The organism is Solilutibacter tolerans, from assembly GCF_900155935.1.
Taxonomy (GTDB): Bacteria; Pseudomonadota; Gammaproteobacteria; order Xanthomonadales; family Xanthomonadaceae; genus Solilutibacter; species Solilutibacter tolerans.
The window spans coordinates 112,090-127,477 of record NZ_FTLW01000004.1 but is presented as its reverse complement, the minus strand read 5'-3'; the positions used below and the strand labels follow the sequence as shown (position 1 = coordinate 127,477).

Below are 15,388 nucleotides of genomic sequence, written 5' to 3'. Positions count from 1 at the left end.
ATCGGTGGCTGAGTCAGTCACAAGCAACAACGGCCCCTGGCAGGCCGTCAGTCGATAGCGACGCCCGCATCCTCCAGTAGACGACGCAGGGGCATCAATTCGTTATCATACCGACGCCAGCGTCCAATCGAACGATTGTTGAGCGGCTCGCGCACCTGCACCGCACTGGCCGTGGCGACCGGCGCCGCATTGTCCTGGAACGCCAAGCAGGCGTCATTCCATGGAAGCCCGCAGTGCTCAAGAACCGCGTTGAGCGCTGCGGTTTGATCCGCCACGATGTCTTCATAATTCACTTGCAGGATCCTGCCCGGCAAGACCTGCGCCCAATGGCGCATCAGCCGGTCGAACATCAGCCAATAGCGTCCGCAATTCTCAATGTCGAACGAATAATCGTAGTAAGGCGATGTCTGCGCGAAGAGTTGGCGAAAATTACCCAAGCAACTATCCATGGGGTTACGCCGCAGGCAAACGATTTTGGCGTTCGGCAACGCCTTGGCGATGAAGCCCGCATAGAGAAAATTGTGCGGCAGCTTGTCGATGAAGCGTGGCGTGTGGCCGGTGTTGGGGCGCGTGGCATGGATGTAGGCTTCGCCCACCCTCTGCCAATCACACCCAGCCGCCTTTTCTACCGTATCCACGTCCAGCAGGTGACGGGTCCGACTACCCGATGCACGCTTCAACACGATGCCAAAATCCTGCAACTCCCCAGCGGAGTGAACATCCGGATGACTCGACAGCATTCGGTCGACCAAGGTCGTCCCCGATCTCGGCAACCCGATGATGAAAATAGGCTCTTCGCTGTCATAGCCGCCCGACACCTGCACCGGCTCGGGAAAGGCTCGGGCAATCGCATCAAATATGGCTTGATCGTCCGCTGACTTGTACCCCCTCGTTTCACCACCCGCCTTCTTGCCCTCGACTAGGTGAGCGAAAGCAGCTGGATAATCCCCCATATCCTCCAGTTCCTTGGCCATCGCCAAGTTCAAATACATCCGAGGCTGATCGCGGCCGCCAGAATCACTGAGCAACGAACGCAAGCGTTCCAAATGATTGCTGTCAGCCGACTGCTTCTTTAACTGCGCCAGCGCCAGATGGGCCTTCCAGTAGCCCGGGTCAATAGCGAGACAGGCCTCGTACTCACGCTCGGCCTCATCCAACTCGCCGATGAAGGTCAGTGATGTCGCGTGGTTGAATCGGTAACTCGCACTGCCCGGCACCATCTCGGCCGCCTTCTTGAACAGCTCGGATGCCTTCTTGTTTTCGTTACCTTGCGAAAAAATGACACCCAGGGTGTCGAGCGTCAAAGGATCCGCCGGTCCTGCAGCAACGGCCTTGTCCGCCATTTCTACGGCTTGCCGAGTCTGCCGGGTCTGAGCAAGGGCTCTCGCATACTGTGCAGCATAGTCCGCACGCTGCGGGCTGAGGCGCGTGGCCTCGCGCAGGTGGGCCATCGCCTCGGGCATTCGTTGCATCTGCAACGCAGACACCCCCATGACAAAGTGGACGCCCCCATGTGTCGGCACAACGGCAAGCAACTGCTTGCCCATGTCGAAGGCCTGTGGCCACTGCCCTTTATTGAGCGCATGAACAGCGGATTGGTAGAGCGATCTGGGATCAAAATTCGGCTTCATGCCACCATGCTAGCAGCGCGGTCGATACGCATACGCGTGCGATAATCAACACATATCTGGATCAAACACCTATGCAACAACGCCAAGCCCTCGTCACCTGCGCCCTGCCCTACGCCAATGGGCCATTGCACCTCGGCCATCTGGTCGGCTACATCCAGGCGGATGTCTGGGTGCGCGCGCGCCGAATGGAGGGCTATACGACGCACTTCGTGTGCGCCGACGATACCCATGGCACGCCGATCATGCTGGCCGCGGAAAAGGCAGGCACGACACCCGAAGCCTTCATCGCCACGATCCAGGCCGGGCACGAAGCCGATTTCGCTGCCTTCCATGTCGCCTTCGATCACTACGATTCGACCAACTCCGTGCGCAACCGCGCCCTGACCGAGTCGATCTACGGCAAGCTCAAGGCGAACGGCCACATAGGCCAACGCACGGTGTCGCAACTGTATGACCCCGAACGCGGCATGTTCTTGCCCGACCGTTATGTCAAAGGTATTTGCCCCAATTGCGGGTCACCCGACCAATACGGCGACAACTGCGAAGTCTGCGGCGCCACCTATGCACCCACTGAGCTAAAGGAACCGAAGTCGGTGGTGTCCGGCGCAACGCCCGTGTTACGAGACTCCGAGCATTACTTTTTCGAGCTGGGCCAGTTCGAAGATTTCCTGCGTGAATGGTTGCAGGGTGATGTCGCCGTGCCGGGCGTGAAGGCGAAATTGGCGGAATGGCTGGATGGCGATGGTGGCCTGCGCGCCTGGGACATCTCGCGCGATGCGCCTTACTTCGGTTTCGAGATTCCGGGCGCACCCGGCAAGTATTTCTACGTCTGGCTGGATGCACCGATCGGCTATCTCTCCAGCTTCCAGGCGCTGTGCGAGCGAGAGGGCTACGACTTCGATGCCTTCCTTAAGCCTGACAGCTCGGCGGAAATGCATCACTTCATCGGCAAGGACATCGTCAACTTCCATGGACTGTTCTGGCCGTCCACGCTGCACGGCGCGGGTATGCGCGCACCGACACGACTGCATGTCAACGGCTATCTGACTGTTGATGGCGCAAAGATGTCCAAGTCGCGCGGCACCTTCGTCATGGCGCGCACCTACCTTGACCAAGGTCTCGCGCCAGAAGCCTTGCGTTATTACTTCGCGGCCAAGACCTCGGGCGGTGTGGATGATCTCGATCTCAACCTGGCTGATTTCGTCAGCCGCGTAAACAGTGACATCGTTGGCAAGTTCGTCAACCTGGCCAGCCGTTGTGCTGGTTTCATAGACAAACGTTTCGGCGGAATGTTGGCCGATGCACTGCCAGAGCCGGCGATGTACGCGCGTTTCATCGAACAACTTGCAGCAATCCGCTGCGCCTATGCCGCGAACGATGCCGCGCAAGTGCTTCGCCTGGCGATGGCGATGGCGGACGAAGCCAATAAATACATCGATGAAAAAAAGCCGTGGGTAATTGCCAAGCAAGAAGGCAGCGATGTCCAATTGCAGGCCGTCTGCACGCAAGGCCTGAATCTGTTCCGCGTGCTCGCACTCGCGCTGGCACCCGTGTTGCCCGCAACTGCGGCGCGCGTGGCGGAATTCACCGCGGCCCCGCTCTCGACATGGGGTGATTGCGATGCGCCGCTGCTCGCCCATCGCATCAATGCCTACCAACCTTTGTTCACCCGAATCGACCCGAAACATATCGACGCCATGACCGACGCCAGCAAGGAAACCCTGAAGCCCACACTCGATGCCGCGAAACCTGCAGCGGCAGTTGCCGCGCCCAAGGAATCACCGGCTGAATTCATCGGCATTGATGATTTCGCCAAGCTTGATCTTCGTATCGGCAAGGTAATCGAATGCGGTCTCGTGGAGGGCTCTGACAAGTTGCTGCGCTTCTTGCTGGATGCCGGTGACCTGGGCCAGCGACAGATCTTTTCCGGCATCCGTGCCAGCTATGCCGCGCCGGAACAACTGATCGGCCGCAGCGTGGTATTCATCGCCAACCTGGCCCCGCGCAAGATGCGCTTCGGCGTGAGTGAAGGGATGATTTTGTCAGCCGGTTTCGACGGCGGTGCGTTGGCGCTCCTGGATGCCGATGATGGTGCACAAGCCGGCATGCCGGTTCGCTGAGGACGACATCATGGTGGTGATCGCATGAGCATGCACGCGCAGGCATCCGCCACGGCAGCCTCACTCGTTGAACGCATCGATCGTCTACTGCCACAAACCCAGTGCGGCCAATGCGGCTATGAAGGTTGCCGGCCTTATGCAGAGGCCTTGGCACGCGGCGAAGCCGACATCGACCATTGCCCACCCGGTGGTGATGCAGGTGCACGCGCCTTGGCGAAATTGCTGGATGTCGATCCCAAGCCTTTCGACCGTACGCGTGGTGAACACCTGCCTGCCATCGCCGCGCTGATTGTGGAGGACGATTGCATCGGCTGCACGAAGTGCATCCAAGCCTGTCCCGTGGACGCGATCATCGGTGCCTCCAAACTCATGCACTCGGTCATCGCGTCGCTGTGCACGGGCTGCGAGTTGTGCATCCCGCCCTGCCCGGTCGATTGCATCGTGATGCAGCCTGCCGTCAGCTAAAGTTATTTCTTGTTGGGCTTGGCGGTGCAGGCCGAACAGACGCGATCGACCTTATAGCCCTTGGCACGCAGCTTCTCGACTACGCCGTCGCTGCCAAGCAGGTGCATCGCGCCGACCACCACCAGATGGTCATCCGTGTTCGCTGCCTTCAAACGCTGCTCGAGTTTCGGCACCCAGGCATCGTTGCGATCCACATTGATCGCTTTGTAAAGCCGCGGATATTCTTTTTTCATCTCGACGATGGTGCCGTTCAAGAGTGCGTCAACGTCGCCGCGACGCCAGGCTTCGTGAAGCTTTTTGGTCTCGATGCCACCACCACTGACAGAATCCAACGATTCTTCGAGCATTTGCCGCTGCTCTTCCGCTGTCATGCCGGCAAGCAATTCAATCTGCCCTGCACCCGTTTCCAGCCCACTGACCGACTTCCCGATCTTGTTGGCATTGCCCATGAAATGGCGATCCAGGCCAAGCTCTGGCTGCATGCCTAACTCAGTCATGCCGGTCATTGTGACCATCAGGCTTGCGAACCAAGGCTTGAACATCTGGAACATGGCCGGGGCAACGCCCTGTTTGGCCAATGCCGCTTCGTTCTTCTTCAGCCACGCATCGAGCTTGGCGTTTTGCTCCGCGGTCAATTCGCTCCTGAGCTGGCTGCCGTCACGGCGCATCGCGGCCATCAGCATGGTCTGCTGCAATTCCGGCGATTCCATTTCCTGCGGCGGAATCTCGAATACCAGTTTCTCGGCATCGGCAAATGCCGCATCGACATCCTTCGACAGGGGGTAGTCGGTCGATTTCAGCAGATGGAAGCTTCCCAGCAGATACAGACAATTGTCTGCATCGCACGCTTTCCATAGCAGCGGCACCGGCGCGGTGTTGGCAGCCGGCTGTTTGGCAACAAGTGCGGGGCTGGCAAGCCCCAGAGCGAGAGCAATGGCAAGCGTCTTCAACATTCGAAAATCCGTATCGATGGGTGACGCCGCCATTTTAGGCAGATTGGCGCGAACGCCGCATCAACGCCCGCGCAGGAACCAGCGATCGATCTCGGCCAGAGAAAAGCGCGCCCAAGTTGGGCGGCCGTGGTTGCATTGTGCGGAACGCTCAGTAGCTTCCATCTCGCGCAGCAAGGCATTCATCTCCGGAATGCTGAGCCGACGATTGGCCCGAACGCTGCCGTGGCAAGCCATGGTGGAAAGCAGTTCGTCGCGCGCTTCGGCCACGCGCGGGCTATGGCCATGCTCGACGAGATCGGCCAATACGTCGCGCAGCAGGGCCTGTGGGTCACCTTGTGCAAGCAGGGCCGGCACGGCACGCAGCAGCAAGGATTGCTCGCCACTGCGAACGACCTCGAAGCCCAACTGCTGCAGGGCATCGCCTTCGCGCTCGACCAGTTCGGCTTCGCGCAAGGACACCGCCACAGGGATGGGCACCAGCAACGGCTGCAGGCGCAGGCCTTCGCCATCGAAGGCGGTTTTCAGCTTTTCGTAATTGATGCGTTCGTGGGCGGCATGCATGTCCACGACCACCAGACCCTCGGCGTTCTCTGCCAGGATGTGGATGCCATGCAATTGCGCGATGGCGTAACCGAGTGGCGGGATGTCGCCATCTTCCGGCCGCGCTTGGGGTGCAGACGACGTCATTGGCGATGATGAGGCAGATCCGCCATTGCCATACAGCGATGCATACGCCGCTGGCGCATCAGCCACGTGCAGTCCCAGCGGTGTTTGCGGACGCGGATAGTGACCGAATGGCATGCTGGATCCGGCTTCGGGATGCGACATCGGAGTGACATTCCCACCGCCCATGTTGGGCGTCGCGGTCACGCCCGCACGCGTTTGGGCCAACGCATCTTTGAGCGTGCGGTAGACAAAGTCATGCACCAGTCGCGCATCGCGGAAACGCACCTCGTGCTTGGCCGGGTGCACATTGACATCGACACGGCGCGGATCAAGCTCTAGGAACAAGACGTAGGCCGGCTGGCGTCCATGGAAGAGCACATCCGCATACGCCATCTTGACCGCATGGGCGATGCTGCGATCGCGCACAGAACGGCCGTTCACGTACAGGTATTGCTGGTCGGCGCTGGGGCGGTTGTACGCCGGTTGCGCGATCCAGCCACGCAGGGCCAGACCGGCGGCCTCGTGACCGACGGCCAGAGCGTTGCGGGTGAATTCTTCGCCCAGTGTCTGCAACAAGCGATCATCCGCGATCAATGCATCTTGGCCACCGCGATAACGACGCGTAGCCTTTCCGTTGTGGCCGAGGCGCAGCTCCACATCAGGGCGCGCCAGTGCGAGTGAACGCAGCCATTCTTCGATATGACCAAGCTCAGTGCGTTCGGCGCGCATGAATTTTTTGCGCGCGGGTACATTGAAGAACAGGTCACGCACTTCGACCGTGGTGCCCTCGCCGTGCGCTACAGGCACGGGTTTGTCCACACGACCACCTTCGACTTCCAATGCGTGGCCATGTGGGTCATGGGCGCGCTTGGAGAGGATGCGGAAGCGGCTGACTGATGCGATCGACGGCAACGCCTCACCGCGAAAGCCAAGTGTGGCCACCGCTTCCAGGTCATCCAATGTGGCGATCTTGCTGGTGGCATGGCGCTGCACCGCAAGTGCGAGCTCTTCTGGCGCGATACCGCCGCCATCGTCACGTACGCGAATCAGCCGCGCGCCGCCTTCTTCAAGATCGATGTCAACGCGTCCTGCGCCCGCATCCAGCGCGTTCTCGACCAGCTCCTTGACGACTGACGCCGGTCGCTCGACCACCTCGCCTGCGGCAATCTGGTTGGCGAGAGTTTCGGGCAACAGGCGGATGCGGGTTTCGGTCACGGCGACAGCACGGATGGGGGCTGTCGATGATACCCGCGCCTCTTTCAGGGTGCGGCGTCGGCGCTGCCGTCAGATGAGCCCAAGCTGCCGCTGCGCTTGGCCGCATACCAAGTGCCTGGCGGCGGCAGGCGACTGAAATAACGGTCGATGCCGTCAAGCACCGCACGCGCCAGTTGGCGCTGGTAGGCCGGGTCTTTCAGGCGGCGTTCTTCATCGGGATTGCTGATGAAGGCGGTTTCGACCAGCATGGAAGGCACATCGGGCGAACGCAGCACCACGAAGTTAGCGCGCTCGATGTCGCGCTTGTGGGTCTTGCCGATGCGAGCAAGGCCGCCAAGCACATCCTTGGCGATAGCCTCGGACGCGCGCTGGGTGGCGCTCTGCGAGAGGTCAAGCAGCACGGATGCCAAGGTGTCGCTTTTGTCCTTCAGCTTCACGCCGCCGACGAGATCAGCCGCGTTTTCCTGATTGGCCAGCCAGCGCGCAGCCTGCGAGGACGCCCCGCGTTGCGACAGCACGAATACCGATGAGCCATTCGCCTGCGGATTGGTGAAGGCATCGGCGTGGATGGACACGAAGACATCGGCCTTCGCCGCACGCGCCTTCTTGTAGCGCTGATCCAGCGGAATGAAGAAATCCGCGTCACGAGTGAGATAAGCCTTCATCCCCGGCATGGCATTCACTTGCTTGGCCAGTTCGCGGGCGACTTGCAGGGTGATGTCCTTCTCGCGCGTACCGCTGGCGCCGATGGCACCGGTGTCCTGCCCGCCATGACCAGCATCAATGGCGATCACCAGTTGACGCAGCTTGGCATTGCGCGCCACGTCTTGCGTGCTTTGGACCGGGTTGGCTTCGGCCGGAGCGGGAGGCGCTGCGACCGGCTGCTTTGCAATCTCTGTCCGCACAGGCTCGCCCGTCGCCACCCGGGTCGGGACACCGGTGGCAACGGTGCCGCTGCCTTGTTTCACCGTGGGCATGGCATCCGGCGTCGACTTGGCTGCGAGGATGTCCGCAGGACTGTTGGATGGCGGCGCGGGGTCAGGTTTGGGCGGCGCTGGATTTGGGGCGATGGGCGGAGCTGGGGTCTCGGTGGCGACTGGCTTGCCATCCCCCGGCCATTGCAGGACGAGGACGGCCTGCCCCTCTCGCCATTCTAGATTGGGTCCGATCACCGCGACGGGTGCAGCCAGATCGAAGACGATGCGGGTGATGCCAGGCTCGGGCGTGCCGGTACGGACGGCTTTGACGATACCGCTGCTGGCCGGGACGCGCACCTTGGGCGATAGCCCCGTATCCAGCACGTCCAGCACCAAGCGGTCCGGGTTGCTGAGGGGGATAACACGGAATTCGGCACGACTATCCAAGGCGATTTCTGCCCGCGTGCCGGTCGCGGTGTCGCGTAACTGGACCGATTTGACCTCGCGGGCCTCGGCCAGATTCCAGCACAGCGCGAGCAGGAGCATCAGCCCCAGCATCGCCTGTTCCAACCGCAGTCCCCGTGTGCGCATGCTCGGATTCAACCATCCAGCGCCCATCAATTCAACCATTTTTCTTTAATAATCCGATACATCGGTTAACTTCCTCTCAGCTTTCCGAGGTTTCAGCCCGCAAACGACCTAGCCAGGCCTCCCCGGCCAGGGTTTTCGCGATGGCTTGCAGATGCCTGCCCTCACCTTCGATGGCCAATGCGATGTGCAAATCCGGGCTCGGCAACGCCCCTGTCCCACGCTCGGGCCATTCGATCAGCCATAACGCCGTCAGTTCAGGCTCGATGCCCAGGAATTCCAGTTCGCCCGGGTCGCCGATTCGATACAGGTCCAGATGCAGCGCCTCCCGGCCATCGGGCAACGGGTAGCGCTCGACCAGGGTGTAGGTCGGGCTGCGAATCGCGCCGGTCACACCGAGCGCGCGCAGGAAGGCGCGGGCGAAGCTCGATTTGCCAGCGCCCAGATCCCCATGCAGGTGGACCATGGCGGAAGCTGGACGTGCACGGGCGAATTCCGCCGCCAATGTATCGGTGGCGACAGGATCGGGAAGGAAGCGTTCAAAGATCATGCCGTGCATTCTGCGATGGTTGCAGGCAATTCGGCGATCAGGTCGCTGGCCAGCATGCCGATTTCCCCTCGTTCGGCCGCTCGATCGCCTGCCCTTGCATGCAGCCAGACGCCGATCGAAGCGGCATCGAAGGGAGCATGCCCTTGCGCGAGCAAGGTGGCGATGATGCCGGTCAACGCATCGCCCATGCCGCCGCCTGCCATGCCGGGATTGCCCAGCATGCAAACCCTGGTGGTTCGCCCCGGGGCAGCAATCAACGATCCCGCGCCTTTGAGCACCACCACGCAATCAAATTTGTCCGCCAATTGGCGCGCCGCCGTATAGCGATCTGACTGCACGGTGTTCTTGTCGGTGCCCAGCAGGCGCGCGGCTTCTCCAGGGTGCGGTGTAAGCACGGCCGCAGGCAATGGCCTGGGAGAATCCACGAGGATGTTGAGCGCATCGGCATCGATAACAGATGGCTTGTCGGCGCATGTCGCGGCATCGAACAAGACACGCCCCCAATCAGCTTGCCCCAACCCGGGACCAAGCGCGAGTGCATCGGCACGTCGCAGCAATGCATCCAGGGACGCTGCATCCTCCACGGCATGCGCCATCGCCTCGGGCCGCCGCGCCATCAACACCGGTACATGTTCACTCCGTGTCGCGACACTGACGAGCCCTGCCCCGGCGCGCAATGCCGCTTGGCTGGTCAGGATGATCGCGCCACCCATGCCGTGATCGCCGCCGATGGCGAGCACGTGGCCATGCCGCCCTTTGTGCGAATCACGCAGACGCGGCGTCAACTCTGGTCGCGCAAGCGCTTCGGCGGCCGCATCCAGCCCGTCGAAGCATTCATCGGGCACATCCAGTCCGCTCAGTGAGAGTGAGCCGACATGATCCAATGCAGCGCCGGTCGCAAGCCCCGCATGCGCAGCGATAAATTGAATCGTATGCATCGCGTTGATCGCCATGCCGGGCACGTGGCCCGTATCGGCATCCACCCCGCTCGGCACGTCCAGCGCGAGAACAGGGAGCAGCGAGGCATTCACCGCATCGACAAACAAAGCCATGCGCCCTACCGGCGCGCGATGGCAACCGATCCCGAACAGCGCATCGACGATGACATCGGCATCTGGCAGTCCACCATCGAATACATCGACGGCGCCGCCCGCCTTGCGATAGGCATCGGCCATTTTTTGCGCCAGTGGGGTGCGTGGCAACTCATCGGCAGGCATCAAGACCCGGACTTGGCGACCGGCATCCAACGCATGTTGGGCCAGCACCCAACCATCACCACCGTTATTGCCAGGCCCGCACAAGACCAGGATGCGCTGTGCCTGCGGCCACGTGTGCAACAGCTGCCGCCACGCCGCCTGCCCAGCACGGCGCATCAAACTGTCCTCGTCGATGCCGGCAACACCCATGGCGCGCTTTTCGACTTCGCGCAACGCGGTGCTGATGTAGAGCGCGAAGGGCCTGGGCATGCGGCGATTCTATACTTCCCTCATGCACGCTCCGAACGCCGACATCGATCAGTTGATTGCCCGCATCCGCGAGGAAGCCGCGTCGCTTGGCTTCACTCGCTTCGGCGTAAGCGGGATCGAATTGAACGAGGATGCCGAGCATTTGCGCCGCTGGCTCAAGGAGGGCCTGCACGGCACGATGCAATGGATGGCGGCCCATGGCGACAAGCGCATGCGGCCGGAAGAATTGATTCCCGGCACTGTCTCGGTGATTTCCGTGGGCCTCGACTACGGACGCGACCACGACGAGGCCTGGGCCACGATTGAGGATGGCGAACGCGCTTATGTGGCTCGCTACGCATTGGGCCGCGACTACCACAAGCTGATGCGTAGCCGCCTGCAGAAACTGGCCGAACGCATCGAAGCGATCATCGGGCCATTCGGGCATCGCGTGTTCGTCGATTCCGCGCCGGTGCTGGAACGCGCGTTGGCACGCAATGCGGGACTGGGATGGATCGGCAAACACACATGCCTGATCGACAAGGATGGTGGGTCCTGGTTTTTCCTGGGTGAGTTGTATGTCGATTTCGCCCTTCCCGCCTCGTCACCCGCCACCAATCACTGCGGCAGCTGCAGGCGCTGCATCGATATCTGTCCGACGCAGGCGATCGTCGCGCCCTACCGGCTGGATGCGCGCCGCTGCATCAGCTACCTCACCATCGAACACGAAGGATCGATCCCCGAAAAATTTCGCGTACCGATGGGCAACCGCATCTTCGGTTGCGACGACTGCCAGCTCGTCTGTCCGTGGAACAAGTTCGCGGAGCGCTTCGACGAACCGGACTTCCGCACGCGCAATGACCTCGATCGCGCAACGCTGGCCGATCTCTTCGCCTGGGATGAAGCGGAGTTCCTGCGCCGCACGGAAGGCTCGGCGATCCGGCGCAGCGGCCATGAACGCTGGCTACGCAACATCGCCATCGCCTTGGGCAATGCACCGACGACGCCCGACGTCATCGCGGCGCTGCAGTCACGCCAGGATCATCCATCAGCGATCGTGCGCGAGCATGTGCAATGGGGCTTGATGCGCCACGACGCAGGCGAGTGAACGATGCCGCATCCACACGCCCCACGCCTCAGCGCCGGGCGGCGATTTCGGTGACCAATGCGTGCGTGATCGGGTCGCTGGCGGCTTCTTCGCCGCGCAAGACCGGCAACAGTCCATTCGCGAGCTGCTTGCCCAACTCCACGCCGAATTGATCGAAGGCGTTGATGCCCCACAACACGGATTGCAGATACGTGCTGTGCTCGTAGAGGGCCAACACATGACCGAGCGATGCCGGCGTGAGCGCATCCAGCAACATCAAGGTGCTGGGACGTCCGCCGGGATAGCGTCGATGCGGATCGGCGTGGTCCTGCCCGTTGGCGAGCGCTTCGCTTTGCGCCAATAGATTGGAGAGGAGCGCAGCATGACTGGCCGCCTGGTGATGGTCGGGCCGCACGACGCCGATGAAATCGGCCGGCACGATCTGCGTGCCTTGGTGCAGGGCCTGGAAAAAGCTGTGCTGCACATCGCTGCCGATGCCGCCCCACCACACCGGCACGGTGTCGCCGGCGACATCCTGGCCATCCGACTGGACGCGCTTGCCCAGGCTCTCCATCACCAATTGCTGCAGGTAAGCCGACAGCAAGCGCAGACGCTCGTCGTAGGGCAGTACCGCCTGGGTCGCTGCGCCAAGGGCGGTGGCATTCCACAGCGCGGTCAATGCGTGTCGGATGGCGAGGTTCTGCGCGATCGGCGCTTGCACGGCATGCCGATCAAACGATGCCGCGCCTGCGAGCAATTCGCGAAAAGCCGGCATGCCGATGGCCAAGGCGATCGGCAGGCCCACCGCCGACCACAACGAATACCGCCCACCAACCCAAGTCCACATCGGCAGGATATGCTCGGGGACAATGCCGAACGCACCCGCGCGCTGGACGTTGGCGCTGACCGCATACAACCGGCTGTCATCCCCCAGCCAGTCCCGCAGGATGCCGCCATTGAGGAGCGTCTCCTGGGTGCCGAAGGTCTTGGAGATCATGATGCCGGCGCTGTGACGGGGGTCGAGGCCCGCCAGCGTGCGGTTGATCGCCGCCGCATCGACATTGGAAACGAAGTGCACGCGCAGCGGCGCGCCAGGAACGGCCAGCGCATCGACCACCAGCCTCGGGCCCAGATCCGACCCGCCAATGCCCACGCTGATCACGTCGGTGATGTCGGGATCGGCGCGGAGACGGCTTACCCAGGATTCCATCTGCGCCAACGCCGCCTGCGCCTGTGCGTGCGCGTCGCGTGCGGGCGCTGCGTTCGAGACATCACCGCGCAGGGACGTATGCAAGGCTGCGCGTTGCTCGGTGGTGTTGACGATGTCGCCATCGACCAAGCGACGCATCGCCCCCGGCAAATCGGCATCCCGCGCCAGCGCGAACAAGGCGTCCAGCGCCGCACGGTCGTAACGCTGGCGGGCGAAGTTGGCGTACAGCGGGCCGACGCGCAAGGCGAAATCGGCGCCACGGCCCAGATCCGCCGCCATCACGTCTTGAAGGGAAACACCATCCAGTCTCGCCGCTTCATCGCGCAGGCGCGCCAGCGTGCTCATTCAGGCCGCCTGTGCGGGGATCGACTCGTTGGTGTGCGTCAGCCGGTTCTCGCGGTCGACATAGACCAACTTCGGCTTGTAGGCGGCGGCCTCGGCTTCATCACACTGACCGTAGGCACAGATGATGACCAAGTCGCCCGGCTGCGCCTTGTGCGCGGCCGCGCCATTGACCGAGATTATGCCGCTGCCGGCCTCGGCGCGGATGGCGTAGGTCGCGAAACGCTCGCCATTGTTGATGTTGTAGATCTCGACGCGCTCGTTCTCGCGGATGCCGGAAATCTCCAGCAGGCGGCTGTCGATGGCGCAGCTGCCCTCGTAGTGCAGCTCGGCATGCGTCACCGAAGCACGGTGAATCTTGGCTTTCAAGAGGGTCAGCAACATGGTCGGCTCCAGGCCGTTGGATCTGCACGCAGTGTAGGCATGGGATTTGCGCGCTGCAACATGGCGCCTCGGTCGTTCAGCTTGTGATGCCGAACGCCGAGTCATCCAAACACCTCAATCCAGCACGAATTCCAGATTGTCGATCAAGCGTGTGCGGCCCAATCTTGCCGCAATCAGGGCCACTCGCGGCCCGGTTTCACCATCCTCGGGCTCGGCGAACTCCGGCGTGCGGATCACCGCGTAATCCGGAACGAATCCGGCATCGACCAAGGCATTCGATGCCTCGCGCTCCACATCAGCATGCGAGCGACCCGCCCGCAGTGCATCGCGCATCGCCAACAAAGTTTGGTGAATGAGCGGTGCCCTGGCGCGCTCGTCCTCCGACAAATACTGGTTGCGCGAGCTCATCGCCAGGCCATCCGCCTCGCGTTTGGTGTCGGCACCAAGGATCTCGATGGGAAATGCGAGATCCCGCACCATGTGGCGAATCACCGCGAGCTGCTGGTAATCCTTGCGCCCCAGGATCGCCACATCGGGCAAGACCTGATTGAAGAGGCGCGCGACCACAGTGGCCACGCCGTCAAAGTGCCCAGGTCGATGCGCACCATCCAGGGTTTCAGTCACCCCAGGAACACTGACTTTGACTGCTGCCGACACACCGAGCGGATACATCGTCTCGACCGACGGCAACCACAAGACGTCACAACCGGCGGCGTCCAAGCCCGCGGCATCCGCTTCAGGCGTGCGCGGATAGCGGTCGAAATCTTCGTTCGGACCAAACTGGGTCGGGTTGACGAACACGCTCGCCACCACGCGGTCCGCACGTTGCCGCGCCAGCGCGATCAACGAGTAATGCCCCGCATGCAGATTGCCCATGGTGGGTACGAAGGCGATGCGTTGGCCCGATTGGCGCCAGCCACGTACTTGGGCACGCAACGCATCGAGCATCGTGACGGTAATCATGTCGAAGCGACCTCGTCAGGCAGCGTAGCTGTGATCGGCGGTGGGGAAACTGCCATTTTGTACAGCGTCGGCGTAGGCACGCACCGCCCCCGCGATGGACCCGCCATCGGCCAGGAAGTCACGCACGAAGCGCGGACGGCGATGACCGCTGTCCAAGCCCAACATATCGTGCAACACCAAGACCTGGCCGTCGCAATCGGGACCGGCACCAATGCCGATCGTCGGGATGGGCGATACGGCGGTAATCTCGGCCGCGAGCGCGGACGGCACCGCCTCCAGCACCAGCAAGGCGGCGCCCGCCTCGGCCACGGCGAGCGCATCGGCGCGCAGCTTTTCCGCCGCCGCATCGCCCCGCCCCTGCACCTTGAAGCCACCGAAACGCAGCACCGATTGCGGCGTCAGACCCAAGTGCGCGCACACCGGGATTTCGCGCTCGACCAGGTAACGAATCGTGTCGAGCTTGTGGCCCGCGCCTTCCAGCTTGACCATGCCGGCACCGGCTTGCAGGAAGGCCGTCGAGGCATCCAACGCGCGCTCGGGCGTGGCATCAGCCTGGAACGGAAGATCGGCGACCACCAATACACGCTGCGTGGCTGCCGCGACACACGCCGTGTGATACGCGATGTCGTCGATGGTGACCGCGAGCGTGGAATCCGCGCCCTGCACCACCATGCCGAGCGAATCGCCGACCAGGATCAAGTCGACGCCGTTCGCGTCCAGCGTGCGGGCAAAGCCGGCGTCGTAGCAGGTCAGCATCACCAACTTGTGGCCGGCTTCACGCAGCACTGCGAGATCGGGGACGGTGACAGGTTTGGCAGGGACGTCGGTCATCACGGACTACAGGTTTGGCAA

Annotated in this window: 13 protein-coding genes; 3 read left to right on the top strand and 10 right to left on the bottom strand. The window is 62.3% G+C overall.

Annotated features, from left to right (window positions below; translation table 11 throughout):
- Nucleotides 1-47: 47 nt before the first annotated feature.
- Nucleotides 48-1,631, bottom strand: coding sequence for a tetratricopeptide repeat-containing sulfotransferase family protein (locus tag BW989_RS09000; RefSeq protein WP_076587504.1), 1,584 nt, complete (start codon nucleotides 1,629-1,631; stop codon nucleotides 48-50).
- Nucleotides 1,632-1,702: 71 nt separating this feature from the next.
- On the opposite strand from BW989_RS09000, the gene metG reads away from it, so the two are divergent.
- Both metG and rnfB read left to right on the top strand, forming a co-directional pair.
- Nucleotides 1,703-3,751 carry a methionine--tRNA ligase gene (gene metG / locus BW989_RS08995; protein ID WP_076587502.1) on the top strand — a complete coding sequence of 683 codons (2,049 nt, stop codon included), beginning with the start codon at nucleotides 1,703-1,705 and terminating at the stop codon, nucleotides 3,749-3,751.
- 30 nt (nucleotides 3,752-3,781) lie between these two features.
- Nucleotides 3,782-4,216: an Rnf electron transport complex subunit RnfB gene (rnfB, locus tag BW989_RS08990; RefSeq protein WP_076587945.1), complete on the top strand. Its 435-nt coding sequence runs from the start codon at nucleotides 3,782-3,784 to the stop codon at nucleotides 4,214-4,216.
- A 2-nt stretch (nucleotides 4,217-4,218) separates the two neighbouring features.
- On the opposite strand, the gene BW989_RS08985 is transcribed toward rnfB, so the two are convergent.
- The 5 genes from BW989_RS08985 to BW989_RS08965 form a co-directional block, all read right to left on the bottom strand.
- Complete coding sequence (locus BW989_RS08985; protein ID WP_129582883.1) at nucleotides 4,219-5,169, bottom strand: TraB/GumN family protein; 951 nt, start codon at nucleotides 5,167-5,169, stop codon at nucleotides 4,219-4,221.
- A 60-nt stretch (nucleotides 5,170-5,229) separates the two neighbouring features.
- The gene (gene mutL / locus BW989_RS08980) at nucleotides 5,230-7,050 is read right to left on the bottom strand and encodes a DNA mismatch repair endonuclease MutL (RefSeq protein WP_076587498.1); all 1,821 of its coding nucleotides are present in this window, start codon (nucleotides 7,048-7,050) and stop codon (nucleotides 5,230-5,232) included.
- Nucleotides 7,051-7,094: 44 nt separating this feature from the next.
- Nucleotides 7,095-8,558 (bottom strand): N-acetylmuramoyl-L-alanine amidase, encoded by a 1,464-nt coding sequence (locus BW989_RS08975; protein ID WP_076587943.1) that lies wholly within the window; start codon nucleotides 8,556-8,558, stop codon nucleotides 7,095-7,097.
- 76 nt (nucleotides 8,559-8,634) lie between these two features.
- Complete coding sequence (tsaE, locus tag BW989_RS08970) at nucleotides 8,635-9,105, bottom strand: tRNA (adenosine(37)-N6)-threonylcarbamoyltransferase complex ATPase subunit type 1 TsaE (protein ID WP_076587941.1); 471 nt, start codon at nucleotides 9,103-9,105, stop codon at nucleotides 8,635-8,637.
- A complete protein-coding gene (locus tag BW989_RS08965) occupies nucleotides 9,102-10,571 on the bottom strand; it encodes a bifunctional ADP-dependent NAD(P)H-hydrate dehydratase/NAD(P)H-hydrate epimerase (RefSeq protein ID WP_076587496.1) in 1,470 nt (489 codons plus the stop codon). Before BW989_RS08965 ends, tsaE begins: the two co-directional genes overlap by 4 nt.
- 22 nt (nucleotides 10,572-10,593) lie before the next feature.
- On the opposite strand from BW989_RS08965, the gene queG reads away from it, so the two are divergent.
- Nucleotides 10,594-11,658: a tRNA epoxyqueuosine(34) reductase QueG gene (gene queG, locus BW989_RS08960; RefSeq protein WP_083688441.1), complete on the top strand. Its 1,065-nt coding sequence runs from the start codon at nucleotides 10,594-10,596 to the stop codon at nucleotides 11,656-11,658.
- Nucleotides 11,659-11,686: 28 nt separating this feature from the next.
- Here the strand turns inward: queG and pgi are convergent, their stop codons facing one another.
- The 4 genes from pgi to panB all read right to left on the bottom strand — a co-directional run bounded on the left by pgi (nucleotide 11,687) and on the right by panB (nucleotide 15,367).
- A complete protein-coding gene (gene pgi, locus BW989_RS08955) occupies nucleotides 11,687-13,192 on the bottom strand; it encodes a glucose-6-phosphate isomerase (protein WP_076587490.1) in 1,506 nt (501 codons plus the stop codon).
- Nucleotides 13,193-13,573 carry an aspartate 1-decarboxylase gene (panD, locus tag BW989_RS08950; protein ID WP_076587487.1) on the bottom strand — a complete coding sequence of 127 codons (381 nt, stop codon included), beginning with the start codon at nucleotides 13,571-13,573 and terminating at the stop codon, nucleotides 13,193-13,195.
- A 114-nt stretch (nucleotides 13,574-13,687) separates the two neighbouring features.
- A complete protein-coding gene (gene panC, locus BW989_RS08945; protein WP_076587485.1) occupies nucleotides 13,688-14,536 on the bottom strand; it encodes a pantoate--beta-alanine ligase in 849 nt (282 codons plus the stop codon).
- 15 nt (nucleotides 14,537-14,551) lie between these two features.
- Nucleotides 14,552-15,367: a 3-methyl-2-oxobutanoate hydroxymethyltransferase gene (panB, locus tag BW989_RS08940; protein WP_076587483.1), complete on the bottom strand. Its 816-nt coding sequence runs from the start codon at nucleotides 15,365-15,367 to the stop codon at nucleotides 14,552-14,554.
- Nucleotides 15,368-15,388: the final 21 nt, after the last annotated feature.